Source organism: Halarcobacter bivalviorum, from assembly GCF_003346815.1.
Lineage (GTDB): Bacteria > Campylobacterota > Campylobacteria > Campylobacterales > Arcobacteraceae > Halarcobacter > Halarcobacter bivalviorum.
The window spans coordinates 941,811-967,738 of the sequence record NZ_CP031217.1 but is presented as its reverse complement, the minus strand read 5'-3'; the positions used below and the strand labels follow the sequence as shown (position 1 = coordinate 967,738).

At 26.3% G+C, this 25,928-nt stretch carries 38 protein-coding genes; 13 read left to right on the top strand and 25 right to left on the bottom strand.

Going from position 1 to position 25,928, the window contains the following annotated elements:
* Nucleotides 1-29: 29 nt before the first annotated feature.
* Nucleotides 30-1,064 (bottom strand): sensor histidine kinase, encoded by a 1,035-nt coding sequence (locus ABIV_RS04910; protein WP_114838842.1) that lies wholly within the window; start codon nucleotides 1,062-1,064, stop codon nucleotides 30-32.
* A gap of 118 nt (nucleotides 1,065-1,182) precedes the next feature.
* On the opposite strand from ABIV_RS04910, the gene ABIV_RS04905 reads away from it, so the two are divergent.
* A complete protein-coding gene (locus ABIV_RS04905) occupies nucleotides 1,183-1,665 on the top strand; it encodes a hypothetical protein (RefSeq protein ID WP_114838841.1) in 483 nt (160 codons plus the stop codon).
* On the opposite strand, the gene radC is transcribed toward ABIV_RS04905, so the two are convergent.
* From radC to ABIV_RS04880, 5 genes are all read right to left on the bottom strand, one after another.
* Entirely contained in the window at nucleotides 1,662-2,324 is a 663-nt protein-coding gene (gene radC / locus ABIV_RS04900) for a RadC family protein (protein WP_114838840.1), read from the bottom strand. The two genes, ABIV_RS04905 and radC, sit on opposite strands and share 4 nt — an antisense overlap.
* 79 nt (nucleotides 2,325-2,403) lie before the next feature.
* On the bottom strand, nucleotides 2,404-2,622 hold the full coding sequence (gene xseB / locus ABIV_RS04895) for an exodeoxyribonuclease VII small subunit (protein ID WP_114838839.1): 219 nt from the start codon (nucleotides 2,620-2,622) through the stop codon (nucleotides 2,404-2,406).
* Nucleotides 2,622-3,728 (bottom strand): homoserine O-acetyltransferase MetX, encoded by a 1,107-nt coding sequence (metX, locus tag ABIV_RS04890; protein WP_114838838.1) that lies wholly within the window; start codon nucleotides 3,726-3,728, stop codon nucleotides 2,622-2,624. Before metX ends, xseB begins: the two co-directional genes overlap by 1 nt.
* Before the next feature lie 75 nt (nucleotides 3,729-3,803).
* Nucleotides 3,804-4,253, bottom strand: coding sequence for a protein tyrosine phosphatase family protein (locus tag ABIV_RS04885; protein WP_114838837.1), 450 nt, complete (start codon nucleotides 4,251-4,253; stop codon nucleotides 3,804-3,806).
* A complete protein-coding gene (locus tag ABIV_RS04880; RefSeq protein WP_114838836.1) occupies nucleotides 4,246-5,253 on the bottom strand; it encodes an adenosine deaminase in 1,008 nt (335 codons plus the stop codon). The genes ABIV_RS04885 and ABIV_RS04880 overlap by 8 nt, the downstream gene beginning before the upstream one ends.
* A gap of 99 nt (nucleotides 5,254-5,352) precedes the next feature.
* On the opposite strand from ABIV_RS04880, the gene ABIV_RS04875 reads away from it, so the two are divergent.
* Both ABIV_RS04875 and ABIV_RS04870 read left to right on the top strand, forming a co-directional pair.
* On the top strand, nucleotides 5,353-5,613 hold the full coding sequence (locus ABIV_RS04875) for a hypothetical protein (RefSeq protein WP_114838835.1): 261 nt from the start codon (nucleotides 5,353-5,355) through the stop codon (nucleotides 5,611-5,613).
* Nucleotides 5,614-5,742: 129 nt separating this feature from the next.
* On the top strand, nucleotides 5,743-6,819 hold the full coding sequence (locus ABIV_RS04870; RefSeq protein ID WP_114838834.1) for a YeeE/YedE family protein: 1,077 nt from the start codon (nucleotides 5,743-5,745) through the stop codon (nucleotides 6,817-6,819).
* Between the two features lie 29 nt (nucleotides 6,820-6,848).
* On the opposite strand, the gene ABIV_RS04865 is transcribed toward ABIV_RS04870, so the two are convergent.
* The gene (locus ABIV_RS04865; RefSeq protein WP_114838833.1) at nucleotides 6,849-7,205 is read right to left on the bottom strand and encodes a DCC1-like thiol-disulfide oxidoreductase family protein; all 357 of its coding nucleotides are present in this window, start codon (nucleotides 7,203-7,205) and stop codon (nucleotides 6,849-6,851) included.
* A gap of 46 nt (nucleotides 7,206-7,251) precedes the next feature.
* Here ABIV_RS04865 and ABIV_RS04860 point away from each other — a divergent pair, with 46 nt between their 5' ends.
* Both ABIV_RS04860 and ABIV_RS04855 read left to right on the top strand, forming a co-directional pair.
* On the top strand, nucleotides 7,252-7,866 hold the full coding sequence (locus ABIV_RS04860; protein WP_114840451.1) for an acyl carrier protein phosphodiesterase: 615 nt from the start codon (nucleotides 7,252-7,254) through the stop codon (nucleotides 7,864-7,866).
* A 55-nt stretch (nucleotides 7,867-7,921) separates the two neighbouring features.
* Nucleotides 7,922-8,416, top strand: coding sequence for a flavodoxin (locus ABIV_RS04855; protein ID WP_114838832.1), 495 nt, complete (start codon nucleotides 7,922-7,924; stop codon nucleotides 8,414-8,416).
* Between the two features lie 14 nt (nucleotides 8,417-8,430).
* Here the strand turns inward: ABIV_RS04855 and ABIV_RS04850 are convergent, their stop codons facing one another.
* Nucleotides 8,431-8,991: an LOG family protein gene (locus ABIV_RS04850; protein WP_114838831.1), complete on the bottom strand. Its 561-nt coding sequence runs from the start codon at nucleotides 8,989-8,991 to the stop codon at nucleotides 8,431-8,433.
* Between the two features lie 148 nt (nucleotides 8,992-9,139).
* Between ABIV_RS04850 and ABIV_RS04845 the strand changes: the two genes are divergently transcribed.
* Together ABIV_RS04845 and ABIV_RS04840 are read left to right on the top strand one after the other, a co-directional pair.
* Nucleotides 9,140-9,559, top strand: coding sequence for an FKBP-type peptidyl-prolyl cis-trans isomerase (locus ABIV_RS04845; RefSeq protein WP_114838830.1), 420 nt, complete (start codon nucleotides 9,140-9,142; stop codon nucleotides 9,557-9,559).
* A gap of 106 nt (nucleotides 9,560-9,665) precedes the next feature.
* Nucleotides 9,666-10,568 carry an MBL fold metallo-hydrolase gene (locus ABIV_RS04840; protein WP_114838829.1) on the top strand — a complete coding sequence of 301 codons (903 nt, stop codon included), beginning with the start codon at nucleotides 9,666-9,668 and terminating at the stop codon, nucleotides 10,566-10,568.
* 26 nt (nucleotides 10,569-10,594) lie between these two features.
* On the opposite strand, the gene ABIV_RS04835 is transcribed toward ABIV_RS04840, so the two are convergent.
* Together ABIV_RS04835 and ABIV_RS04830 are read right to left on the bottom strand one after the other, a co-directional pair.
* A complete protein-coding gene (locus ABIV_RS04835) occupies nucleotides 10,595-11,119 on the bottom strand; it encodes a hypothetical protein (protein ID WP_129088487.1) in 525 nt (174 codons plus the stop codon).
* 74 nt (nucleotides 11,120-11,193) lie between these two features.
* Entirely contained in the window at nucleotides 11,194-11,505 is a 312-nt protein-coding gene (locus ABIV_RS04830) for a cupin domain-containing protein (RefSeq protein ID WP_114838827.1), read from the bottom strand.
* Nucleotides 11,506-11,589: 84 nt separating this feature from the next.
* Between ABIV_RS04830 and ABIV_RS04825 the strand changes: the two genes are divergently transcribed.
* On the top strand, nucleotides 11,590-12,036 hold the full coding sequence (locus tag ABIV_RS04825) for a hypothetical protein (protein WP_114838826.1): 447 nt from the start codon (nucleotides 11,590-11,592) through the stop codon (nucleotides 12,034-12,036).
* A 42-nt stretch (nucleotides 12,037-12,078) separates the two neighbouring features.
* Here ABIV_RS04825 and ABIV_RS13745 read toward each other — a convergent pair whose 3' ends face one another.
* Nucleotides 12,079-12,201, bottom strand: coding sequence for a hypothetical protein (locus ABIV_RS13745; protein ID WP_267284856.1), 123 nt, complete (start codon nucleotides 12,199-12,201; stop codon nucleotides 12,079-12,081).
* 99 nt (nucleotides 12,202-12,300) lie between these two features.
* Here ABIV_RS13745 and ABIV_RS04820 point away from each other — a divergent pair, with 99 nt between their 5' ends.
* Complete coding sequence (locus tag ABIV_RS04820; RefSeq protein ID WP_114838825.1) at nucleotides 12,301-12,675, top strand: hypothetical protein; 375 nt, start codon at nucleotides 12,301-12,303, stop codon at nucleotides 12,673-12,675.
* Between the two features lie 53 nt (nucleotides 12,676-12,728).
* Here ABIV_RS04820 and ABIV_RS04815 read toward each other — a convergent pair whose 3' ends face one another.
* The 3 genes from ABIV_RS04815 to ABIV_RS04810 all read right to left on the bottom strand — a co-directional run bounded on the left by ABIV_RS04815 (nucleotide 12,729) and on the right by ABIV_RS04810 (nucleotide 14,440).
* Nucleotides 12,729-13,610: a sensor domain-containing diguanylate cyclase gene (locus tag ABIV_RS04815; protein WP_114838824.1), complete on the bottom strand. Its 882-nt coding sequence runs from the start codon at nucleotides 13,608-13,610 to the stop codon at nucleotides 12,729-12,731.
* Nucleotides 13,611-13,893: 283 nt separating this feature from the next.
* On the bottom strand, nucleotides 13,894-14,034 hold the full coding sequence (locus tag ABIV_RS13580; protein WP_162917975.1) for a hypothetical protein: 141 nt from the start codon (nucleotides 14,032-14,034) through the stop codon (nucleotides 13,894-13,896).
* Nucleotides 14,035-14,221: 187 nt separating this feature from the next.
* A complete protein-coding gene (locus ABIV_RS04810) occupies nucleotides 14,222-14,440 on the bottom strand; it encodes a cold-shock protein (RefSeq protein ID WP_114838823.1) in 219 nt (72 codons plus the stop codon).
* A gap of 727 nt (nucleotides 14,441-15,167) precedes the next feature.
* Here ABIV_RS04810 and ABIV_RS04805 point away from each other — a divergent pair.
* Complete coding sequence (locus ABIV_RS04805) at nucleotides 15,168-16,202, top strand: D-alanine--D-alanine ligase family protein (protein WP_114838822.1); 1,035 nt, start codon at nucleotides 15,168-15,170, stop codon at nucleotides 16,200-16,202.
* A 50-nt stretch (nucleotides 16,203-16,252) separates the two neighbouring features.
* On the opposite strand, the gene ABIV_RS04800 is transcribed toward ABIV_RS04805, so the two are convergent.
* The 8 genes from ABIV_RS04800 to ABIV_RS04765 form a co-directional block, all read right to left on the bottom strand.
* Nucleotides 16,253-16,897, bottom strand: a complete 645-nt coding sequence (locus tag ABIV_RS04800; protein WP_114838821.1) for an adenylate kinase — start codon at nucleotides 16,895-16,897, stop codon at nucleotides 16,253-16,255.
* Nucleotides 16,898-16,992: 95 nt separating this feature from the next.
* Nucleotides 16,993-17,253 carry a hypothetical protein gene (locus ABIV_RS04795; RefSeq protein ID WP_114838820.1) on the bottom strand — a complete coding sequence of 87 codons (261 nt, stop codon included), beginning with the start codon at nucleotides 17,251-17,253 and terminating at the stop codon, nucleotides 16,993-16,995.
* 81 nt (nucleotides 17,254-17,334) lie between these two features.
* Nucleotides 17,335-18,348 (bottom strand): PQQ-binding-like beta-propeller repeat protein, encoded by a 1,014-nt coding sequence (locus tag ABIV_RS04790; RefSeq protein WP_114838819.1) that lies wholly within the window; start codon nucleotides 18,346-18,348, stop codon nucleotides 17,335-17,337.
* A gap of 247 nt (nucleotides 18,349-18,595) precedes the next feature.
* A complete protein-coding gene (locus tag ABIV_RS04785) occupies nucleotides 18,596-19,594 on the bottom strand; it encodes a HEAT repeat domain-containing protein (RefSeq protein ID WP_114838818.1) in 999 nt (332 codons plus the stop codon).
* Nucleotides 19,595-19,760: 166 nt separating this feature from the next.
* Nucleotides 19,761-20,537 (bottom strand): transglutaminase domain-containing protein, encoded by a 777-nt coding sequence (locus ABIV_RS04780; RefSeq protein ID WP_205526955.1) that lies wholly within the window; start codon nucleotides 20,535-20,537, stop codon nucleotides 19,761-19,763.
* 44 nt (nucleotides 20,538-20,581) lie between these two features.
* Nucleotides 20,582-20,812, bottom strand: coding sequence for a DUF350 domain-containing protein (locus ABIV_RS04775; RefSeq protein WP_114838816.1), 231 nt, complete (start codon nucleotides 20,810-20,812; stop codon nucleotides 20,582-20,584).
* A gap of 65 nt (nucleotides 20,813-20,877) precedes the next feature.
* A complete protein-coding gene (locus ABIV_RS04770; protein ID WP_114838815.1) occupies nucleotides 20,878-21,207 on the bottom strand; it encodes a hypothetical protein in 330 nt (109 codons plus the stop codon).
* A gap of 113 nt (nucleotides 21,208-21,320) precedes the next feature.
* Complete coding sequence (locus ABIV_RS04765; protein WP_114838814.1) at nucleotides 21,321-21,527, bottom strand: hypothetical protein; 207 nt, start codon at nucleotides 21,525-21,527, stop codon at nucleotides 21,321-21,323.
* Nucleotides 21,528-21,691: 164 nt separating this feature from the next.
* Here ABIV_RS04765 and ABIV_RS04760 point away from each other — a divergent pair, with 164 nt between their 5' ends.
* Nucleotides 21,692-22,195, top strand: coding sequence for a hypothetical protein (locus ABIV_RS04760; protein WP_114838813.1), 504 nt, complete (start codon nucleotides 21,692-21,694; stop codon nucleotides 22,193-22,195).
* An 18-nt stretch (nucleotides 22,196-22,213) separates the two neighbouring features.
* Here ABIV_RS04760 and ABIV_RS04755 read toward each other — a convergent pair whose 3' ends face one another.
* Complete coding sequence (locus ABIV_RS04755; RefSeq protein WP_114838812.1) at nucleotides 22,214-22,561, bottom strand: rhodanese-like domain-containing protein; 348 nt, start codon at nucleotides 22,559-22,561, stop codon at nucleotides 22,214-22,216.
* A 128-nt stretch (nucleotides 22,562-22,689) separates the two neighbouring features.
* Between ABIV_RS04755 and ABIV_RS04750 the strand changes: the two genes are divergently transcribed.
* The gene (locus ABIV_RS04750) at nucleotides 22,690-22,935 is read left to right on the top strand and encodes an AbrB/MazE/SpoVT family DNA-binding domain-containing protein (RefSeq protein WP_114838811.1); all 246 of its coding nucleotides are present in this window, start codon (nucleotides 22,690-22,692) and stop codon (nucleotides 22,933-22,935) included.
* Entirely contained in the window at nucleotides 22,929-23,264 is a 336-nt protein-coding gene (locus ABIV_RS04745) for a type II toxin-antitoxin system PemK/MazF family toxin (RefSeq protein WP_114838810.1), read from the top strand. The genes ABIV_RS04750 and ABIV_RS04745 overlap by 7 nt, the downstream gene beginning before the upstream one ends.
* A gap of 176 nt (nucleotides 23,265-23,440) precedes the next feature.
* Here ABIV_RS04745 and ABIV_RS04740 read toward each other — a convergent pair whose 3' ends face one another.
* The gene (locus ABIV_RS04740) at nucleotides 23,441-24,277 is read right to left on the bottom strand and encodes a hypothetical protein (RefSeq protein WP_114838809.1); all 837 of its coding nucleotides are present in this window, start codon (nucleotides 24,275-24,277) and stop codon (nucleotides 23,441-23,443) included.
* 190 nt (nucleotides 24,278-24,467) lie between these two features.
* Nucleotides 24,468-25,913 carry an IMP dehydrogenase gene (guaB, locus tag ABIV_RS04735; RefSeq protein ID WP_114838808.1) on the bottom strand — a complete coding sequence of 482 codons (1,446 nt, stop codon included), beginning with the start codon at nucleotides 25,911-25,913 and terminating at the stop codon, nucleotides 24,468-24,470.
* Nucleotides 25,914-25,928: the final 15 nt, after the last annotated feature.

The following is a 25,928-nucleotide window of genomic DNA, read 5'->3' as shown; positions in this document are numbered from 1 at the left end:
TATCAATTAGTAATCTTGATAAAATTACTCTACAAATGAGCTAAACTTCTAGGTATTTTAATAATAAAATGTGCCCCTTTATGCTCTTCTTTTGTATTTGTATCTATAAAGATAGTATTTTCAACTATTATTGTTCCTTTTAGCTGTTCTGTAATTATCATATAACTTAAATATAATCCCAGGCCCACATCTTTGGTTTTAAATTTTGTAGTCATATACGGTTCAAAAACATTATTTAAAATTTCATGTTCAATTCCACCTGCTGTATCTTTGATTTTTATAATAATATTTTTATCAACTTGAAAAACGTTTATAAATATTTTTTTATCTTTTATTTTTCTTTCATTTAATTTCTCTTTTGAATTATTGATTATGTTATACAAAGCTTTAAACAGCTCATTTTTATAAGTATATAAAGAGTATGTATCTAACATCTCTAGTTTTACTTCAATATCAAAGAAATCATTATTTACAACAAACTCATTTAAGATAAAATCTAAACGAAAAACTTCTTTCTTTATGTTTGAATTCTCAGTTAAATTCTTTGAAAACTCATCTATAATACTTGAAAGATATTGAACATTTTCATTTATAGTTTTAGAGTTTTTAAGTATTTCTTCTAAAACTAAATCCTCTTCTTCATATAATTGCATTGAAGTTGCAATAATTGAAACCACAGAAAGGGGTTGTCTCCAATGATGTGCTATATTTGAAATCAAACTATTTAAAGATTTCTGTTTTGATTGTTCAAAGATAACTCTATCTTTTAATTTTGAACGTGCTGTTAACTCTCTAAATTTTTTTCTATATTGATAATAGTTTTTTCTTAATTCTTTTCTATATCTTTTTATTTTACTTATCAATATCATCTTATTTATTGATTGAATAATCACAATAAACAATAATATTAAAATGATATTTGCAAAAATAATAAAAATAAAAAATAATTCTTTTTTCTCAAGTGAAAGTTCAATAAAGTCACTATCAAATGTTTTCAAATAAAAAAAATAATTTAAAGAACAAAATAAGAAAAATAGAATAAAATTCGCATATTTTTTTTCCATAATGGGCCTTTAATTCTCTGAAATAAATAAATTCTAACAATATTCTACATTTTAGAGAATTATAGTTCTATTAAATAAATAATTTTTTTAAATACAATTATCTAAAAAGGGAACTTAGGTGGATATAAACGAGAGAATAAATAGTTTAATTCAAAGTAAAAACTTCACTAAAAGAGAATTTGCTAAAAGATTAAGAGATTTAGAACCTAAACTTAAATCAACAGGTGAAACTCCTACTGAAAAAACTATTTATAAATATCTTGATGGTAGTAATGCCATTAAAATAGAACTTATTCCTTATATTGCCGAAGCTCTTCAAATAACAGAACAAGAACTATTTACATATGATAAAAAGAGTAGAAAAAAATATTTTGAAAATCTTATGCGAAATATTAGTACAGATGAACTTGAAATATTAAGAGAGAGATTTAACCTTGTAGCCTATGAAAACTCTTCAGTGAAAGAGCCTACAAATAATTATAATGAAAACGATGAATTAAAAAAAGAGATTATCGAACTACTTCCATATGCTCCAAAACCTTTACTTGAAAATCTAAAAATAAAACTAAAAGAACTAAAAGAGTTTAATAAAACTATTTAAAAAACTCCCTTTTCTTGAAAAGAGTAAAAGCCTTCTTTTGTAAAAATCACATGATCGAGTAATTCAATTCCTAATATCTTTGCTGATTCTTTTAATCTTTTTGTCACTTTTATATCTTCTTCACTTGGTATCAAAATTCCACTTGGATGATTATGTGCTACGATGATGCTGGCACATCTTTTTTCTATTGCATAAGAGAAAACTTCTCTTGGGTGAACCAAACTTTGATTTAATATTCCTATTGTGATGATTTTTGTCTCTAAAAGATGATTTGCTCCATCAAGGTATAAAGCTAGAAAATACTCTTGTTGTTTGTTTTTATAAGAACTTAACTCTTCATAAACATCATAAGCACTATTTATTTTATAGTGTTGAGTATCTATTAAATATCTTTTTGAAAGTTCAATTGCACTTATAAGTTGAGAGGCTTTTGCTCTACCTAATCCATGTATTTTAAGAAGTTTCTCTAAGTTTAGGTTTTCAAAATTAGAGTTAAAGAAGTTTTCAATTTCACGGGAGAGTTTTATTATATCTTTTCCCTTTACTCCACTTCCAAGAAGTATTGCTATTAATTCATAGTTTTTTAAAGCAGTTAAACCATATTTGAAAAGTCGTTCTCTTGGTTTATCTATTGTTTGTAGTTGATTTATTGTTCGCATAAACTCCTCCCAATATTTGAAAGAAGTTTATCAAAAATAGAAGTCTATTATTTAAAATATAACATTTTGCAATATTTTTTTAGAAAGGTTCGCTATTATCTTTCTCTTTTGTAGTAAATATTAGTTTTGCTTCATCTAAAAGCTTTTGTGCTTCATCAAGCTCTTTTATACCTTTTTTGTAAACATCTAGTGAATCACTTAATGTTATATCAGGGCTTGAAAGTTTTTCTAATAACTCTTTTGCTTTTTCTATCTTTTTTTCAAAAGCAACTTCTTCTTTTGCTTCAATTTCACTCATTAGTTATTCTCCAATAAATTTATTATATGCTCATCAAATTTTTCTACTTCTACTAAAAATGAATCATGTCCAGATTCACTTTCAACCATTTTATAAGTGATTTGATCGCCTTTTCCTATTTTAATCATAATATCTCTAATCTCTTCCATCTCATCAGGAAAAAACAGCATATCATCAGAAAAAGAGATTAAGTGTAGTTTACAATTAACTTTTTTAAAGGAATTTTCTAAGGTATCTTCATTTCTTCCTGCATCAAAAATATTCATAGTTTTACAAATATATAAATATGATAAAGGGTCAAATATTTTAGGGAAAGAGTATGCGTTATATTCTAAATATCTTTCAACTTCAAATCTACCAAATAGCTCATACAAACCATCTGTTCTAGCATAATCTCTACCAAATTTTTTATTAAATAGTTCAGGACTTAAATAAGCTATTAATCCTGCCATTCTTCCTATTGCAAGACCTGGTAAACCTTGAGCTTCTAAATCATCTTTACTATAAAAACCATCTTTAAAAGCTGGGTCATGTCTTATTGATTCAATTGCGATTTTATTTATTGCAATTGCCCAAGGTCTTGTATATGCAGTTGTTGCAAGGGCAAATACATGTTCAGCGAAGTTTGGAAACTCTATAGAATAACAAAGTGCTTGCATTCCTCCCATACTTCCACCAACAACTGCTTTTGCTTTTTCGATACCAAGGCTTTTATAAAGTTTCATTTGTGCTTTTACAATATCTGAAATAGTAAGAATTGGAAATTTTAATCTATACTCTTTTTTTGTTGTAGGGTCAATACTTAAAGCATTTGTTGAACCAAAAGTACTACCTAGGTTGTTTGAACAAATTACAAAATATTTTCTAGTGTCAATTGCTTTTCCATCGCCAATTAGCTTATCCCACCATCCAGGTTTTGCTTCATCTGCATATCTTCCTGCTGCGTGATGACTTCCTGCTAAAGCATGGCAAACTACAATAACATTTGATTTATCTTCATTTAACTCACCATAAGTTTCATAAATTAGCTCATAAGATTCTAAAATCCTACCACTTTCTAAATATAAAGGTTCATTAAATTTTGCAACTTTTGTTTCTATTTTCAAACTTAATCCATTTAGTGTAATCTTGCCTTTTATAGTAGCAAAAAATATCTAAGAAGATGATTTATTGGTGCTTTATTAAGCTAAATCTAAATCTTGAAAACTACTTTTCATTAGATTTTGCCAATTTTTATTGGGAGACCATTCTTCAAATATAGATAAATCAATATTATCAAAATGTGTATTTAAAATATGCTTATGGTATAAATAGATAAAAGCAGTAACTCTATAGTTTTTTGCACAATGTACAAAAACTTTTTTCCCATAAAAGGCTTGAAGCAGAAGTAAAAACTGTTTAGCATCACTTAATTTAGGTTTTTCAAAATCTACTGGAATATGAATATAAGTCATTCCTAACTCTGTCACAACCTTATCTTCATTTTCTAAAGCATTTGTAGCACTACTTAGAGCAAGGTTTATAACTATCTCAAAGTTTTCATCTTTGATTAGTTGAAACTGCTCTTTTGTTGGTTGTCCTGCTGTTGAAATATTTTCATTTATTTTTATGTAGTTTAAAATATTATTCATACTCTTTTACAACCTTATCAACTCTTTTTAGATACTCATTTTTTAACTCTTCACTAAGAAAAGAGGCTTTAAAAGAGTTTTTTACTAAAGTAATTATATCTTTTTTTTCTAAAGGTAAATTCTCTATTAGATTAAAAAAATTTTGATTTAGATAACCTTTGAAATAAGCTGGGTCGTCAGAGTTTACAGTTATATTTAACCCATAATCTAAAAGTTTTTTAATATTATGCTCTTTATAACTATCAAATACTTTTAACTCTATATTTGAGTTTGGGCAAACAGTTAAAGGGATTTGTTTCTCCTTTAATCTTTGCATTAAAGTTTCTGAATGTATAGCTTGTACTCCATGGTCTATTCTTTCAATGTGTAGAAGATTTAAAGCCTCATTTATATAAGAGACATCGGCTTCTTCTCCTGCATGAGCTACAAGTTTATATCCATACTCTTTTGCTTTATTAAATACTTTTTCAAACTTTTTAGGTGGATTTCCAAGTTCAGAAGAATCTAGTCCAACACCTATAATATCTTCTTTAAAGTCAAGGGATTGTTCTAAAGTCTCAAAAGCCTCTTTCTCAGATAGATGTCTTAAAAAACACATAATTATTTCAGAGCTTATTCCAAACTCTTTTTTTGCATCTACTAAGGCTTCTTTGATTCCACTTATTACTGTTTTAAATGCGATTCCTCTTTGAGTATGAGTTTGTGGGTCAAAAAATATCTCTGCATGAATTATATTATTTTCTTTACACTTTAAAATATAATCCCAAGTTAAAGCATAGAAATCCTCTTTTGTAATCAATACTTTTGCACCAGCATAATAGATATCTAAAAAGCTTTGTAAATTTGTAAAATTATAGGCTTCTTTTACTTCTTCTACTGTTTTATATGGTATTTCAATACTATTTTTCTTTGCAAGTTTAAACATAAGTTCTGGCTCTAAAGAGCCTTCAATATGTAAATGTAACTCTGCTTTTGGAAGTTGTTTTATAAACTCTTTCATAATTCAAACCTAAATATTTATATTTCAATAAAATTATAGCTAACTCTTTACCTCAACAAGATATAATATTACTATTAATAAAGATTATAAAGGTAAATAATGGATTATATTAAACAATTAGAAGAGCTAGTAAAAAACGATATTTCAGTAGAAATAAATGAAACTATTAAAGAGATAGAAGCTGAGCTTGCAAAGAAAAAAGATAAAGACTTAAAAGAAGAACTACAATATATGAAACAAGTAAAACAATATTTTGATGAAGTACTTGTAGATATTGAAAACAACACAATTTCTCAAGAGGAAGCCTTAGATATCCTTGAAGGTTTAGAGGATATGAGAATAGAAAATCAAGAAGTTTAATCTTTACTAAAAAAGTAAAGATTTAATCTTCCTTAATTTTTTTATTAATAAATTGCGTTAATATAGTATTTAAATATTTATAGATAATATTTGATTAATTTAAACTATATTAATTAACTAAGGATTTAAATGTCTTTTGAAGTGTATGAACTTGTAAATATTCTAGGCTTTATTTTAGGTCTAGCATTGGGAGCTGTAGGACAAAAAAACCAATTTTGTTTTAGTGGTTCAATTAAAGACTATATATTAACTAAGTCTACTAAAAGAGGTGCTTCTGTTATCATGGCAATGATAATTGCTGTTATCTCTACTGCTTTAGTAGCAAACAATTTTCAAATCGATTTAACTCAATCAAACTACTATAGAGAAAATATCAACTATTTTAGTATAGTTTTAGGTGGATTAATTTTTGGGGTAGGAATGATGCTTGCTGATGGATGTAGTAATAGACATCTTATTAAGTTTGCGCAAGGAGATATCCACTCTTTAATAGTTATTGTATTTACAGGAATTTTTGCATTTGCTACAGCAAAAGGTTTTATAAATGGATTTTTTGCTCCTATAACAACAAATGAAACACTTCTTGAGTGGTCAAGCTTTATTGGTAATATAACTATGAATATCTATTTTGTAGTTGGAGTATTAGTTATTTTATTAGCTATTTTAGTAAGAAAACTTAATAGAGTTATCAGCCTATGGGATGGTGTATTAGTTGGTCTTTTTGTAGCTGCTGCTTGGTATATAACAGGAGTTATTGGAGCAGATACTATTGAAAGAGTTGTTGATTTAGAGGCTTTATCTTTTGTATATCCAACAGGAAGAGCTATTGAGTTATTTATGTATTATGATGCATTTAATTTAGTATTCCCTATTTGTTTAGTTTTAGGTGTTATTATTGGAGCATTTTTAATGTCTAAAATCAATAGAAGATATAGTTTCGGATGTACTGCTTCAAAAGGGCAAAAGAAAGTAAGATACAATATGATTGGTGGAGCTTTAATGGGTACAGGTGGAGTTTTATCAATAGGTTGTACTGTGGGGCAAGGTCTATCTGGACTTTCAACTTTAGCTTTTGCTTCATTTTTAGCTATTGTATCAATATTTATATCAGCTACAATTACAGCTATACTTTTAAATAAAAAAGATGAACTACCAATGTGTTTTATCTTTGAGTGGAAAGATAATAGAGCTGACTATCAAATCTAAACTTTAAGTCATACTTCTAAAGTATGGCTTCACTCTTCAAAATTTATCTTTGAATTTCTTCCTAAAATAAAAAGAGTAATCTTTCTAATAATTTTTAAAATTGGATATAAAAAGTTTTGAAAAAGTTTCGTTTTATAAAAGAAATTACTCTGTTCACTTAGATTATCTAACATAGCAATTGCTTTAGCTCCTTGATAGATATTATCTTCTATTTGAACTATTATTCCATTATTAATATCATAACCATAAGAGTAAAAGTATCTAAGCTTTTGTAAATCTTCTCTAGCATTTTTTATAATTACATCATGCTCTTTTCTTAAATTTAAGATTTGAGTATATTTATTACAGAAAGGACACTCTTTATCATAATATATTTCTATTTTCATAGATTTCCTCCAAATACTTATTATAACAAATATGTTAAAATATATAATGAATTGGTTAGCACATATTTTTTTATCAGAATATAATATTGAGTTTCAAGTTGCAAACTATCTTGCTGATCCTCTTAAAGGAAAGGTTTGGGATAATGCCAGTATTCATATAAAAAATGGTATGGCAATACATAAACGTATAGACTCTTTTACAGATTCCCATGAACTTTTTAAAAAAAGCAAAAATAGATTAGGAGATAAAGGTTTATTAAAATCTGTAGTAATAGACTTGACTTATGATTATTTACTCACTAAAAATTGGAATAGATACTCTTCTATAGAGTTAGAAAGCTTTTTAAAGCAGTTTTATAATAACTCTTATGAACTACTTCCAAAACTTCCTTCCCATGCTTCCACACCTCTTAAAAGAATGATTGATTTTGAACTATTAAATAAATATCAAACCTTAGAGCAACTAAATGAAGGCTTATTAAGAATCGATAAAAGACTCTCTGCTAAACTTGCTTCAAGGGATAAAACCTCTTTATATTTTGAAAGGGTTTGTGAAAATATAGAAGAGATAGAGAAAGATTTTCTAGAGTTCTTTCCCCTACTTTGTTCTATAGTAAAAAACGAGACTGATAGTAATCAATTAATTCATTGGAAAAACTAATTTTTAATCTAATAATGTTATATTTGTAATATAAATATATTTAAAGGAAATTATCATGGAAGCAATTGGATTATTTTATGGTAGTGATACTGGAACAACTGAAGATATTGTTGAAAAAATAAAAAATACTTTCTCAAAAGAGATTGAAGTTCATAATATTGCAAACTCTTCAAAAGAAGACCTTGAAAAATATGAAAAGTTAATTCTAGCTTCACCTACTTGGGGAAGTGGAGACTTACAAGCTGATTGGGAAGACTTTGAAAACAACTTAAGTAAAATAGACTTTTCAAATAAAACTATTGCTTTAGTTGGATTAGGAGACCAAGAGAGTTATTCAGATACTTTTTGTAACTCTTTATCACATCTTTATGAATATGTAAAAAAAGGAAAGGTTGTAGGTAAAACTTCAGCAGAGGGTTATTATTTTGAAGATAGTGACTCTGTTATAGATGGGGAGTTTGTAGGTTTAGCTATTGACGATGTTAATCAAGATGAATTAACTAATGAGAGAATTGAAGCTTGGGTAAAACAAATTGAAGGTTCATTTTAATTGAACCTTCTTTGTTAGTTCCACTTTTCATTTGGAGCTTTATAGTTTTTAATTGAATCAATTAAATTTCTTAAATCAGAAGTATTAATAAGCATATCTAAATACTCTTCTTTTAAAAAGCCTGTTTTTGTCATCTTTTCTATCATATTAAATAAATCATCATAGAAGCCACCTATATTATAAAAAGCACAAGGCTTATTGTGATAACCAAGTTGTGCCCATGTCCATGCTTCAAAAATCTCTTCTAAAGTCCCTGCACCACCAGGAAGGGTGATAAAAGCATCTGCCATTTCTGCCATCTTTGCTTTTCTCTCATGCATATCTTTTACAATTGTTAATTCTGTAATTCCAGTATGAGCTAACTCTTTTTCCTTTAATTTCTCAGGAATAACACCATATACATTTCCACCATTTAACATTATAGTATCTGCTATAATTCCCATAAGTCCAACTTTTCCACCACCATAAACAACATCAATGTTATTTTGTGCTAGAAATTCACCTAAAGCTTTAGTCTCTTCTACATACATAGAACATTCACCACTACTTGAGCCACAATATACTGCAACTTTCATATTATTTTGTCCTTCAAAAGATATAAACAATGATTATATATAAAGTAGTTTAAAAAGTAATAAACGTTTTATACTCACTTTTTATTTTACTTTAAAATTAGTCTATTAGGGTATAGTTAGCTTTTAGAAAACTCTTATAAGGATTATTATGGCTATAACTAAAAACCAAGTAGTATCTATGTCGTATGAAGTAAGATTAAATGATGAAGTAATTGATAGCAATATAGATAAAGAACCTATTAGATTTATTTATGGAACTGGAGAAATTATCAAAGGTCTTGAAAAAGGTATCGTTGATATGGATGCAGGAGAAACAAAAGATATAAAAGTAGCAGCAGTTGATGCTTATGGGGAACATGACCCAAAACTAACAGAAACACTACCTATTTCTGAATTTGAAGGTATTGACTTAGAGATAGGTTTAGTACTTGAAGCTGATGACGAGAATGGAGATATTCTTAAAGCAACTGTTACAGAAGTAACAAAAGATGAAGTTACAGTTGATTATAACCACCCTTTAGCAGGATGTGATTTAGACTTTAGAGTAACAATTCACTCAGTAATGTAAAACCTCCTTTTGGAGGTTTCCTCTTCTTTAGACTAATTTTTTCTTTTAAAGTTTATCTTTTTTATTTTGGTTAATATTATTTATTATTTTATGAAAAGGATTAACAATGAAACTCTTTAAAGCCTTATTTCTCTTTCTTTTTTCAACTAGTTTATTAATAGCTGGTAATCACGAAGTAAAAGAAGAAGTAAAAATCACTACAACAAAACTTGCAACTGGAGTTTATATGCTTCAAGGTAAAGGTGGAAATATTGGTTTAAGTATTGGAGAAGATGGCATACTTATGATTGATAGTCAATTTGCTCCTTTAAGTGAAAAAATAAAAGCCTCTATTAAAGAACTCTCTACAAAACCAATTAAATATTTAGTAAATACTCATTGGCACTTTGACCATACAAATGGGAATGAAAATATTGCAAAAGATGGAGTAATAATCGTATCTCATGAAAATGTAAAAAAAAGACTTAGTGAAGATAGTTTTATAAAAGCTTTTAATAAAACAGTTCCAGCTTTACCAAAGATTGCCCTTCCTACAATAACTTTTACAGATAAGATTGATTTTGATTTAAATAATGAAAATATTGAAGTTATTTATCAAAAAAATGCACATACAGATGGAGATAGTGTGATCTTTTTCAAAAATGCAAATGTAGTTCATGCAGGAGATATCTATTTTAATGGGTTTTATCCTTTTATAGATGAATCAAGCAAAGGAGATGTTGAAGGGGTAATCAAAGCTGTTGAATATATCTTAAGTAGAGTTGATGATAATACTAAAATTATTCCAGGGCATGGTAAGCTCTCAAATAAAAAAGAACTTACATACTATAAAGAGACTCTAATTGAGTTAAATAAAAGAATGAAAAAACTAATTACTGAGGGTAAAACTTTAGAAGAGATTGTAGCTTTAAAACCTTTTGCTGATTATGATAAAAAATTAGGTGGAGGATTTTTACCACCAGAGAAGTTTTTAAAAATCTTCTATGGTGTTGTAAAAGCAAAGCAATAAAAATATTCCCAAAAGTTTTGGGAATATTAAAACTCTTTTCTAAAAGAGTCTAACTCCTCTATTTTGGGTAAACTTTCAAGAATAATTTTAGATTCACACCAAGGATAAGCTAAAGAAGAGATCCAAGTTAAAAGCTCATCTGCAAACTTCTCTTCTAAGATAATCATATTTTCAATAGTGATATTTAAATACTCTGCTAAATTGTTATTATGAAAAGACCAATAATAAGAGCCATAACCAAATCTTACTTTACCACTTTGTTTTTCTGTCATTACAACAAGCCAAATAGATTTTAAAGAGTTCTCTTCTAAAACTAAAGTATCTTCCAAACATAAAGTATAAACATTGTCGTAAGTATTGTTAAAACTACTGATTAAAACCTCAGTAATCTCTTTAAGACCTTTTGTGGTTGCAGGAAAAGAGATATTTTGAGATTTTAGCTTTACATCAAGTTTTGAAACTTCTGTAAAAACTGATTTCATAAGGTGAGGTTTATTATTATCTTTTGCATAAATATATTTTGAAACTATATCTTTATAAGCATTATTCATTAAAAGTTTTCCTTTTTTTGTAATCATATAAATTATCAAAATAAAATGAGTTTTTAGTGAGCTTTTTACAAAAACTAATAAAAAACTGCTAACCAAATAGTAGTTCTATCTTTAGAGGTATATTTTACTCTATGTTTTTGTTTTGAATCTATATTTATATAAGTTCCCTCTGTCAAAAGAACTTCCTTATCTTCAAACTCTAAAATGGCCTCTCCTTTTAGTAAAACAACAAATTCATTCTCTTCTTGTTCATACCAAAAATCTATAGCTGAAGCTTGTCCATTTGAAACTATTTTTTCTATTCTTACTTTATCATTTTTTATTAAATCAAAAAATTGTTCTTTCTTTTTATCTACGATAAGATTTTCAAAAAGATTACCCAACATTTAAGACCTTTTTCAATATTTTTATTTTATATCTAAATAATATTATTTTTTATATAATATAACATATTATTATAAAGGTCTTAAATGGAAGGTAAAATTTTAGGTGTTGATAAAAATGGTAGTCTATATACTATAAAAGCACAAAATGGTGAAAGATATACATTTGTTAAAAATGAATGGCGAAGTGAAGGTACTCCATATGTAGGACAAACAGTTGATTTTAATATCTCAGAAGAGAATAAGGCTATTGAAGTATTTAATATTACAAAACCTGTATTTGAAGAGAAAAAAGATAATACACCAAGAGCTATTATCGCACTTTTATTAACACTATTTTTTGGTTTTATAGGAACTGCTGTTACAAGATTTGCAATTATGGAAGAGGATAAAGAAAAAGAGTATGGAAAACTAACACCTACTTTAATACACCTAGTATGTGATGTTCTGTTTTTCATTCCGGTTATTGGATGGATTATTGCAATTATTGCAAATATTTATTTTGCAATTCAAAACTATAAAGCTTGTAAATAATAAAATTAAAAGAGATTTATCTAATCTCTTTTAATCCCATCTTTAACTCTTTTGTTGAGCTATCTTTGCATTTGTCTCTTGAATACTATCATACTTATCTTTCATAAGTACAAACATATATGCAATAGCTACAACTACCATGCTTATTATTAAGATATTTCTCATTGTTTTTCCCTAAATTTTAATAGCAATTATTATAAAGGAAGTTTCTTAAATTTAGTTTTTTTATGATAAAAACTAAACAACAATATAGTAAGGGAAAATATGTATACTGATGAGATAGTAATCGTAGATAAAAAAATAGAAGAATTAATCAAAGATAAAACACAATACAACTTTAATAGTTTAAAAGAAAAAGTTGAAGAGATATTAGCCAATATCGAGATGTTTATGCTTGAAGGAGAACTTGATTCAAAAGCAGTTGATTTATATCTTAAAAGAGTGATTACTAAAAGAAATGAGATACAAAAAGAGAAAGAGAAATCAAAACTTGATGAAAGTCCTCAAACTAAATATGCGTTAATAGAAGCCATTTGTCAAAAATGTGAATTTCAAACACAAGAAGAGCTTATCAAAAAAATAGAAGAGTTAGAGAAAAAAACTAACTTTGAATTAAGTAAGATAAATAGTTCTATTTAGAATAATATTTCGAAATATTTAAGTTCAACTATAACTTTATTGTTAATTAATAATCAAATTACTTTTACTACATCATTACGCTTTACTTTTGCAAGATATAAAGCTTTATCTACCCGTTCTAAACATGTTTTTGTAGTATCAAAATCATTAACTTCAGTTACACCAATACTTATTGTAATAGAAGGAAGCTCTTTATCAACATGAGACTCAACTAATGCTCTTATCTCTTGAGCTTTAGTATATGCTATATCAATTTCTGTTCTTGGTAAAAGTATAATAAATTCTTCTCCACCCCATCTTGCAAAAATATCATTAATACGTAAATCTTTATTAATAAGCTTAGTTAATACAATGAGTGTTAAATCTCCAATATAATGTCCATAATTATCATTGACCTTTTTAAAGTAATCTATATCTAATAAAAGAATAGAAAAAGGATCGTTATATCTTTTTTTATTTTCAATCTCTTTTAAGAACAACTCATCAAATATTTGTCTATTATATATTTTTGTTAAATGATCATGATATGCAAAATACTTATATTCATTTTTTTCAGAAATAAATTGAGTAATATCATTAAATACAATAATATATTCAGATTCATTTTCTATTTTTTTAATTGTTAGTTCAAAATCAATCATTTGATTATCTGAGTTTATAATAGATACAATACGATTGACTTCTGGATGTATAAATAGATAGTCAGTCCAATATTGACTTTTAGGTACATTAGAAAGTGTAAAAGAATTATTATTTTCTACAAAAAGTTTTGCTAAACAATCATGAACATTATTAAACTCTTCGATAAACTGAACATCAAAAAATTCTAAAAAAGCACTATTTACACTTTGTAGTTTATCACAACTAATGACAATTATAGGATTAGGAATAGCATTAATAACAGCAAATAGTTTATTTTCAATAATATGTTTCATATTAAAGTATATCTTATTTTACTTACATTTTCAAATCAAGTAGATGTATAAGAAAATAGTCCAGTAATGTAATATATATAAAATGCTTACTTTTATTTAATCATATCAATCACTAGTATAAAACTTAATTTAGTAATTAGTAAGATATTTATATAAATAAGAGGTAGAACAAAAATAGTTATTAGTATCATTGAAGTTTAAAATTTTAGAGACAGTTTTGCTTAAAAGATATTATTAATCCCTGGGTTAATAGTATTAATAATAAATTTAAATGTTTAATAAATTAAAGTGAGTTTGTAGCTAGAAATTTTTTTGCTTGCTTCACAGTAAGTCCAGATTTTGAACATGCATCTTTAAAACTTTCTTTAGCTTTTAGAAGTCTTTGAAATACTTCATGTTTATATTTTTTTGTAAGAATATACATTCTTTTCCTTTGATTTTATTATTATGTTGAACAATATATTCGTTCACAGTTGTAGTTATTTAATAAGTAGATTTTTTATTATAAAAAGTATACTAAAGTTAAATATAGTAGATAAAGTTCATAAGACTATATTTAATAGTCTTATACTAAACTTTATAATTATTTTAGAATAAGTATTTGAATATGATTATATGATTTCTACACTTTGTGCAAAATCACCTTTTTCGTTATTTCCAATTAAGAAACTTACTTTTTGATCTTCATCCAATGAAACTTTTCCATATCCAGTATTGTTAATTTCTCTATAATGTACAAAAATATCTTTTGTTCCATCTTCTAATTGGATAAATCCAAAACCTTTTTCACTATTGAACCATTTTACAGTTCCATTATATCTATTTGACATAAAATTCCTTTTATATATATTACTTCATATATGAAGTATTTAGTAAAGCTAAACCAGATTGTAATTTTTTTGAGAGATAAGTGTTAACATTGAAGTCAATAAAAAGCAAACATTGAATAAATACTAATTTTCTTTAAGTGCATACATCATATCTAAAAATAATAAAAATAGCAAATTTTTTGTCTAAAGTTTATAATGCTACTAAATATCATAAGATAAAATACTTATTTTTAATTAAATTTTAATTATGGAATTATATTCACTTTTTTCAGATATACTGTAATATAAAACATATAAAGGAGATGAAATAGATAAAGGTAAAAACATTTAATAATAGTAGAAATAATACCTTCAAAATAATAAAAAAAGAGCTGAAAAAAATTAAAAAAACTAAAATTAAAATAGTAGAACCATAATTTAATTCATATTAAGCTATTTAATAATCATTATATAACTTAATCTATAATAACAAATATTTCAATTATTTGTTCAAACACTCATACTAGTAATACACTTTTATTTACAGGGTATTCCTAATAGCAATAATACTCACGTATAGCGTGCTTAATAAATAGCTAAATTCCATTAAAACTGTAAATATATATTAACTAATATCATTACAAGATAATAATGTAATTACATTAGAGATTGATACATTATAATCTTTGTAGTTTTACATATAAATATTGAGAATAATCATTTGTTTATATGAAAAAAAGGAAAACCTATGAAAATAGAAATAATAACAACACCAAACAGACACTTAAAAGAGAGTGGATTTGGTACAGAATTTGCCTGTAAAAGTATTTTAAAATCTTTAAGATTATTAAAATATAACGTAAGATTAAGTATCTGCGAAGATAAGTCTGATTTAGAAAAAATACTAATAAGAAAACCTGACTTAGTAATATTAGCTGTAAAATATATACCATTAATTAATGAACCAAATATATGGTTAAGTGACTATTTTAAAAAACATAATATTAATTATACTGGCTCAAATAAAGAAACATTAAAATTTGATTCAAATAAAATTCTTGCAAAATCATATTTAAAAAGAAAAGGCATACCAACAGCAAATTTTTTTACTGCAATTCCAAAAGAATATAAAGAAAATGAACTTCCATTAAAGTTTCCTCTTTTTTTAAAACCAATGGATGCAGCTAATGGAAATGGAATTGATAATGAATCTTTTGTAAATACATTTAAAGAGTATGAAAGTAAACTATTATCTCTTTATACACAGTTTAAAGAACCCGTTTTAGTTGAAGAATATCTAGAGGGAAGAGAATTTACTGTTTCAATAATAAAAACTAAAAACAATAACCTAGGTATCTATGCCATTGAGATCATTGCACCATTATCAAAAAATGGTTTAAGAATTCTTGGTAAAAAAGTAAAAAAAGAAAATAGTGAAATATTAAAACCTATTGCTGAGTATGATTTAAAACAAAGAGTTGAAAAACTTGCCTATGATTCTTTTACAAATTTAGGAGTAAGAGATTTTGGAAGAATTGATATAAAAACAGATAAAGAAGGAAAATGTTTTTTCCTTGAAGCTAACTTAGTCCCTGGAATGACTGAAGGTTCAAGCTATTTTCCCAAAGCTTGTGAATTAGCAAAAGATATAAGTTACACAAATGTAGTTGAATTGATGATTGAAAATGCAATAAATAGGATTAATACTCCTTTTTTAGCTTTAGAGAAAGACTTTATAAATACAGTACCTGTAAATAATATTTATCTAAACAAAATATTATAAAATGAAATAAATAAAAGAAGTTGAAAACTCAACTTCTTTTATATGAAAGATTATCCTTCGATAGATGCGAACATATCAGCAGTTACTTCTGATACATCTTTTGTACCATCAAGTTCTACCATAACACCCATGTCAGTATAGAATTTGATTAGTGGTGCAGTTTGCTCATGGTATGCACCAAGTCTACTTTTTACAGTTTCAGCATTGTCATCTTTTCTGATAACTAGTTCTCCACCACAGTAGTCACATTTACCCTCTTCTTTTGATGGGTTAAATTCAACGTGAAATGAAGCTCCACAGTCTGGACAAACTCTTCTTCCTGTAATTCTTCCTACGATTAATTCATCTGGAACATTTAAAGAAATAACTTTATCTAAAGAGATTTCCATTTTTTCCATTAATTCATTTAAAGCTTCTGCTTGAGCTAGAGTTCTTGGGAAACCATCAAGGATAAAACCTTTTTTACAATCTTCTTGGGCAAGTCTATCTTTGATAATACCAATGATTGTTGAATCAGGAACTAATTTTCCCTCATCCATAAACTTCTTAGCTTCCATACCCATTTCAGTTTTATCAGCGATTGCTGCTCTTAAAATATCACCTGTAGAGATTTGTGGGATATCATACTTTTCAATTAAAAATTTAGCTTGTGTACCTTTTCCTGCACCAGGTGCACCAAATACCATTAAATTCATAGTCAATTTCCTTAGTGTGTTTCTATTGTTGTGATTGTATAAAAAAAGTCGTTAAGAACAGATAATATGGAAAGATATCTATTATTTAAAGTCTACTATTTCTTTGGTGGAGGTGGTAATAAACTATTAAAATCATAAGGAATAATATCTCGCTCTATCTTTTCTGTAAAATCATATAATTTTATAAAAATACCAAATAGAATAAACCAAGCAAATATTTTATTTATAATTGCGATTGAGAAATATAAACCAATGATAACTCCTAAAACTCCTGCTAAAATCAGATAGGTGTCAATCTTTTTTGCTTTTGTTAGTTTGTAGTAATATTTAGTTTTATCAATAAAATTTTTTAACATGATATTTCCATTTTTGTTTAATAGTAAATACTACTATTAAAGAAATTAGATTAATCTAAAATTTTTTAAATAGTTATGCTTCTATTTATCTTCATACTTAAAAATATAATCTGTATTATAAGTATTTACATAAAGTTGCTTATCTTTTTCAACTAAATAACTAGGACCAGATTTAATTTGTATTTTTTGAACAACTCTTCCATCACTTTTATTTAATATATATAAGTAATCTTTTTCTTTAGTAAATCCATAACCTGTAATAATTGCATCATTTTTTACAATAAAATTACTAGAGTTACTTACTAATGGTTTTGAACGCCAAAGAATAGTATTTGAACTAGTATCTATAGCAGTTATATAAGCATTATTTCCAAAAGAAGAGCTCGCATAAGTTTGATGACTATGAGATACATAAAGAGTATTTTCTTCAACATATGCCCAAACTGTAGCCATAGAAACAAAAGGTTTATCTTCTTGTTTAAAAGAGCTTGGCCATTCGTATAGATCAAAATCAAATGAAAATAGTTTTTTTCCAGTACTAGGGTCAATTGCTAATAAATACCTACCCTGTGAAAAATCCTTTCCATAAATTGCAATTATAGGATTTCCACGAATAGCTTTAACTATTATTGAATTCTTAAATTTTTGAGGAATAAAAGAGGGCAAATTATTACCTACATCTCTAAAAGGTTTTGGAACAATATATGTAAGTGAAGCTAAGTTATTTTTTGTAAACCAATCTTCATCACTATTGAATTGGCTTGGCTTTTCAGAAACCTTAGTTAAACGAAGCATACTATTTTCTTCTTTTTCAATTGTAGGTATTACATAATATTGTGAAGGAGGAGAAGAAGCTTCTAAAAGAGGAAATTCTTCTATAATTTTTGATATTTTTTCACTTTTTTTTAAAGTTTTCATCTCTACTTCATCAACTATATCATTATATATACTTTTAAAAAGAAAATAGATAAAAACTGTAGCAATAAGAGTTGCCAAGATAAAAAGTAATTTATGTTTTCTAAAATATACTATAAAAATAGCACCAGCCATAAAAATAAAAATTGATGCTAAAATAATTAATTTAACTGTTGTCATCTCTTGTGCCTATATAAGATTATTGTATTAGATAGTTTATCTGCACACTTATAGCTAAATACGATTAATAATAGTATTAATCAAAGTTGTATTCTTAATTAATACTAATAATTCTTCATTCATTTTAGTTTTTCTAAATTAAGAGTATGTATTAGCAAGTAAAATAGATTGTTGCACTACAAAACTAGATAAAAAAATACTTTAATTTTAAAAAGTAAGGTAAATAATTTTTTTACCTTACTAAATTTTAATCATTAACTTTTAAAATATCAAGAAGCATTACATTCCATATTGCTTCTTTTGAATCTTGAGATTTCCAAAGTTTATATTCATTTTGTAAAAATTTTTTTGTTTTTTCAGTGTTAATATCTGCAATAGCTTTCATTGATAAAGCTCTATCTTGCCATATTTTTGAATTCCTATATTTAGATACTAAATAGTCAAATTCAGATTCTCCACCTAAAAAACCAAGCATTGACAAAGATGCTAACCTTAAATATTCATCTGCATTGTTTGTATATTGTTTTAGAAGTTCAAGTGCTTTTGGATTATTAGAAAAACCTAATTCATATATATTTAAATAATTAAGTTTATCATCATTGTTTACTCCCTTATCAATTTTTAACATTATCTCTGAAACTTTTTCATCACTAATTTTATAGTTAAAATATGCTTTATTAATTTTTGCAACAATCTCTTTTATCATTAAAGAAATAGGTTCGTTAAAACAAGGATCAAAAATTTCATCTACAACCCATACAGGGACTTTTCCTCTTTTAACAATAGAAACAAAAGTTTCTTTTTTATCTCCAATCTGTACAGTTACTCTAAGAGAAGAAAATGTGACAACAGGAGAAAAACCACTACTTCTATAAACAAATATTTCAAAGTTTTCTAAATTTAATGAATCTAGTGAGGTATCAATAATTGATATAGGTAAAGCTCTTGCTTTAAACTCTTCTTGTAATGCATTTTTAATAAAAGAACTAGCTTCTAGTTTCTCTTTTTTATATTCTAAATGAATATTTTCTTTAAATTCACCAGTTATAATAGTTGCTTCTTTATCTAATGCATTAATAAATGAAATTTCTTTAATAGCTTTACTCTCTACATCTAAACTTGGTTCATATTTATTTTCAGATTTTTCAGTTGATTTGATTGGTACTTTTAATGAACAAGCCTGAAAAAACAGTACAACTGCAAATATAGTAAATATTTGAGTAATTGATTTTATTCCTTTTTTCATATAACTCCTAAATAGTTTTATTAATAACAAAAAAACAAATATATCATTTAAATAGTTATAATTTACTTTAAAAAAATAAAAATTATATATTTATATTATTCAAATATAAAAAAGTTATTAAAATATTCTTATCAGTTTTATTCAATAGTTTTTATATCAACAAATACTAAAAATCATTTTTTTCTATTCTATGATAAATAGTCTTTTTCAACCAATTCTCAGAAGAGTAACTTGTAGTATTGATTGAACCTTTATTAAACCAAAAATATTCTCTATTAAACATTATTTGAGGTCTATAACTAGTTTGATATTTTGCTAAAGGATATGGATTTGTAAAGTTTCCTTTACTTGTAGCTTCTAAAATATATTCATTACCATCTTTAAATAAAACAACCCAAGCATGACCTTCTTTTTTATAAAAACCAGCAACAACTCTTGCATCCTCTCCCATTTCAATTAACCAATCAGCTAAAGCTATTGCATGGTCTTCACAATCTCCTCTTGTATATTTAAATGCCTGAGAACTAGTTTGCCAAATTTCTTTATATCCAGTATATTGTAGACTATCTAATTCATAAGTTTTTTTCTGTGCTAAAGTTTGTAAAGGTACCCATAATTTATTTGTTTCAAAAGGAGCATATCCTTCTAAATAAAAATTTGAGAGATGAAATTTTTTATCAATACCTAATGCTAAAATATTTTTGACATCATTTGATTTTTTGAAAGATAAATAATGTAGATTATCTTTATAATATTTATCAAAATGCTCTGTTATTTTCGACTCTGGAATATTCTTATTCTCTTTTATTAAGTGCAAATAATTACTATTTTCTAACTGTTTTTTTGATTCTTTTCTTTTTTCAACAATATTTGCAATATCATTTTTATAGTCTCTATCTGAATTAGAAAGACTAATTAAATATTCTCCTAAAATATACAACAAAAATAAACCCAAATATATCAATGTTGTAAATTTTTTTGAAAATATCACCCTTTAAATCCAAATGTTACAATAAGTGCAACAAAAATTAAAATTGAAGAAGCAAAAATTGATACTGCTATATTTCCTTTTTTTATTTCTTCTTGTAAATCTATTGATTTTAACAATTTATCATCAACAAATAAAAGTGCCTTTACTCCTATAAAAAGAGCTATTAAAGTAAAAATTATATTTATTGTTAAATTAACAATAGTTGCACCTAAAAAATCAAATTCCATTATTTTCCTTTATTTCTGAAAAGTTTATTATAAGTAAACTTAGTAATATTTAAAATTATATTAATCTATTCTATTGTTTTTATATCAACAAGCTCAATAAAACAATCTTTTTTAAGTAGTTTTTTTGTAGTAGCATCATCTTCTGCAAGTGCAAGAATATCAGCAAAATCATTTTTTGAAACAGTAAAATTATGATGTTCTTTTATAGTTTCAAGTTTAAATTTATCAGTAAGTGGTAAATCTGCTTTAATATCAATATTTCTATGTCCTTTTGCAAATTCACTTTTAATCAGTTTAACTACTTTTTCATTTGTGAAAAGCTCTTCTAAACTAAGAGTTAGGTTTAAATCATTTTTATTTACTATTTTATATGTAACTTCTATATTACCATTCACTATTTTTTCCTTCATAAGGTAAAACCTCTATTTTATTTTATGAAGTATATAGGAAAAAGAAGTATGAACTTAAAAATATTGCAGATTGTAATTTTGTAGAGTAAAAAAAGCTATTATCTAGCTTTTTTTCTAGAAGCCTTTGCCATTTTAGCTTTTTTCTTTGCTTTTGCTTTATTTTGACTAGCTGCTTTTCTTGCATTTACAACTTGTTCTTTTACTGATGTATCTTTTGAAAATGCTTTTGGTGTAGAATTACTTCCTAATTTGATAAGGTCAACTTTTGAGTTTTTTACACTGTTATTGTTTAAACTTTTTGACATTTGTAGCCTTAATTTTTTTGAAATAATAGTTATTTAAATATTAATACAAGCTTATATAAAAGAGATTAATTATTCTTATGAATATTTATTCATTTTCACTTGTTTTTTTATTTTCATTGTGATAATATTCGCAAAAATTAAGCCAAGACCATAAGGAATAAAAAGTGGCAGAAACTTCTAAAAAAAATCTTCTTGAGAAAGTTTTCACTCAATTAAATCAGTTTGATAAAATTTTAGAAAATAAAATCGATATCATATTTTTGCGTATTATAAATTTACTAAAACATCTATTTATCTTAAGCATGATACTTTATCTCGCAATTTGTATAGTAAGCCTATCTCATAAAATGATTTCATTAACACTTTCTCAAGGAGCATTAGATTTTGCCTCTATAAAGATGATTTTGACAGATGGTTTATTTACATTGATTGTACTTGCAATTGTAAAAACCCTATTTATAAAAAATGGTTTTGAATATGCTCTTACTTTTTTAGAAATAGCCTTTGTAGTTATTATAAGAAAACTTATATTACTTGAAACTATACCAGAAGAGACAAGTTTATTATTAGTATTAGGTGTAACATCATCAATATTTTTTATCTTGATAGTTTATATTCATAATCTAAAAAGAACTTGGCAAAAAGAGGAAAAGCAAGAGAAAGGCTAAACCTCTTTAAGTAAAGAGTTAAAACTTTAAAAGAGAACTCCATACTCCTGCATTATGAACATTCTCAAAACCATTTGTGATTAGAAGTCGTCTTGCTAAAGCACTTCTACTCCCACTAGCACAACAAACGATTATAGGCTTTGTATTATCTAATTCATTCATTTTAGCTTTTAAAGAGTCCAAAGGAATATTAATACTTCCTTCTTTGCTACCTTGTGTAAACTCACCTTTTGTTCGCACATCAATAATCTGCCCACCCTCTTCTAAAAGAGATGGTACAAGTTTTAGAACCTTGTATTGAGTATATTTTTTATAAAGTATGAAAGCTATTATTGCAAGAATTGGATAGATTATTGTTTCATTCATAAATTTTCCTGATTAAAATTTTGAAAAGTGATTATATCTATTTTGGTTTAATTTCAGACAGTATAGATTTACATATTGACATTATCTAGTATAAAAGATATACTTAGGATATACATAAAGGAGTTAAAATGACTGCTAAAATTTCAAAATGGGGTAACTCTCAAGGGCTTAGAGTACCAAAAGATATAATGGAAAGTTTACAACTTCATATTGGCGATAATGTAAATATTACAATAGTAGATGGTAAAGCAATTATTGAGCCAGTAAGACAAGATATTCCTGACTATGATTTAAATGAACTAGTATCTAAAGTACCAGAAGACTATAAAGCAAATGAAGAGTTTGATACAACAATAGGAAAAGAGGAATGGTAAAAAATTATATTCCTAAAAAAGGAGATTTAGTAATACTTACTTTTGACCCACAAGCTGGACACGAACAAAAAGGAAGAAGACCAGCACTAATTATTAGTAATGAAGCTTTTAATAAAGCATTAGGATTAGCAATAGCTTGCCCAATCACTAATACAAATAGAGACTTCCCTTTTCATGTAAAACTTGAAAGTGAAAATCTAACAGGCTTTATAATGACTGAACAGATTAAATCTATTGATTTTAATGCTAGAAAAGTAAAGTTTGTAGAAAAAGTAGATGAAGAGACTTTAAATAAAGTTCTTGGAATTACTAAAAGTGTGATTTTTTAAGAATATGAAAGTGGTGATTCATTCTCTCAGGTGTTATTCTATACTCAGGGAGTATTAGTTTTGTTGATGATTATTGTTATAACTGACCCCTATATTTCAAAACATTTTGCAATTAAAAACATCTTCTTAAGGGAAAAGGTGCCTGTCCATTTTTTCATATTATTTTATTTGCTATGTTAATCAATTTTATTATTAACTCTAACTAAAACATATTCAAAAAATTCTTTTAATTTTTTATTAAAGATATCTTGATAATTTTCTATTGCAATATCATATTCATTATCTATTACTTTTAATTTATCAGAAATAATAGAAACTTTTATATCATTATTAGAGTTGACAATAAATAAAAAATTCAAATGAGCACTATTAAGTTTATACAGGTCATCTTTATCAAAAATATATAAAGTTATTAAAAAACTATTAGTTGAAATATTTGAAGATTTAAGATTTAAACTTACAAAAACTTCTTCATTATAAAATATTTCTACCTCAGTATTAGTATTAAATAAATTTGCATCTAAAACTGGTTTATTCCAATAACATTTATTATTAGAATTATTAAAACTTAATATAATATCATTAATTAAATCTAAACAATATATAACATACTCTCTTATAATATTTGAATTTTTATATTCTTCTTGTAAGCGTTCATTTAATTTCATTTTTAATTTAGTTTCTGTCTTACTTATATCACTACTTAAATCTTTAGCCCACTTAGATATTTCTGAACGAATGGTGATAATCTCTGTCTTTTCCTTTTCTGGTAGTTTTGAAGTATCTATTTTTTTTACTTGCTCATTTAAAACTTTAAATTCTTCCTTTATTATTTTTAAATTTATTTCATTATTCTCTTTTATTCTTTTTACTTTTTCTTCGCTATCTTTTTTTTGTTTAGCCAAAGTTTTTTCATTTTCTTTATAAGAATCTTTTTGTGCTTTTTTATAATAAAAATGGGTAATTAATAAACCAATTAATCCTCCACCTAATATTCCTAATATCATATCCATATCTATTTTCCTATTATAATAATAATTTTATAATATCAAAAAGAGGTTTAGAATAGACTATTTTTGTAAAGTTCAAGGCCAGAGCAAAATTTTTTGTGGGAGCTTACTGAAGTAAGTGAGTAAAAAAATTTCTGCGATAACGCAGAAATTTGAGAAAAGAGGCTGTTATAAACCTCTTTTCACTTTTATATTATACGTGGTAGTTAGGAGCTTCGTTCGTAATCGTTACATCATGAACGTGAGACTCTTTAAGCCCAGCAGATGTAATCTCTACAAATTCAGCTTTCTCTTGGAATGTAGGAATATCTTTAGACCCTAGGTAACCCATAGAAGCTCTTAATCCACCAACCATTTGGTGAATTATATCTGCAATAGCTCCTCTATATGCAACTCTACCTTCAATTCCTTCTGGTACTAGTTTATCAGCAGCTGTTCCTTCTTGGAAATATCTATCATTACTTCCTTTAGTCATAGCTCCAATAGAACCCATTCCTCTATATGATTTGAATTTTCTTCCTTGGAATAAAATAACTTCACCTGGAGACTCTTCAGTTCCAGCTAATGCAGAACCCATCATACAAGAAGATGCACCAACTGCAAGTGCTTTTGCAACATCACCTGAGTATTTGATACCACCATCAGCGATAACAGGTACACCATGTTTAGCACCTTCAGCAGCACACTCATCAATAGCAGAAATTTGAGGAACTCCAACACCTGCAACAATTCTTGTAGTACAAATAGAACCAGGTCCAATACCTACTTTAACAGCATCAGCACCTACTGCAATTAAATCTGCAGTTGCTTCAGCAGTTGCTACATTTCCAGCAATAATATCTACATTTAATTCAGCTTTGATAGCTTTAACTGTATCTAAAATACCTTTTGAGTGTCCATGAGCTGAATCTAAAACTAAAACATCAACACCTGCATCAACAAGTGCTTTTGCTCTATCCATTTGTCCTACACCAATTGCAGCACCAACTCTTAATCTTCCAAACTCATCTTTATTTGCAGTTGGATATTCTCTTTTTTTGTTGATATCTTTAATTGTAATAAGACCTTTTAAGAAACCATCTTCATCAATAATAGGTAATTTCTCAATCTTATTTTGGTGCATTACATCAGCAGCTTCTTCTAAAGTAGTACCTTCTTTTCCAGTAATTAAAGGAATATTAGTCATTTTTTCTTTTACTAACTCACTATAATCTTTAGTAAATCTCATATCTCTATTTGTTAAAATACCTAATAATTTATTATTTTCATCTACAACAGGAACTCCTGAGATTTTATAAGATGCCATAATATCTTCAGCATCTTGTAAAGTTTGATTTGGAGTAATTGTAACAGGGTCAATAATCATTCCAGACTCAGATTTCTTAACTTTTTTACATTGTAGAACTTGAGATTCAATATCCATGTTTTTATGAATAATTCCAATACCACCAAGTCTAGCCATAGCAATTGCAGCTTGATATTCAGTAACTGTATCCATTGCAGCAGATACGAATGGAATATTTAATTCAATATTTTTTGTTAATTTTGTTTTAATACAAACTTCTTTTGGTAGTACTTCAGATTTTGCAGGTACTAATAACACATCTTCGAATGTTAACGCTCTTTTTCTAATTTTCATAATAAACCTTTTATA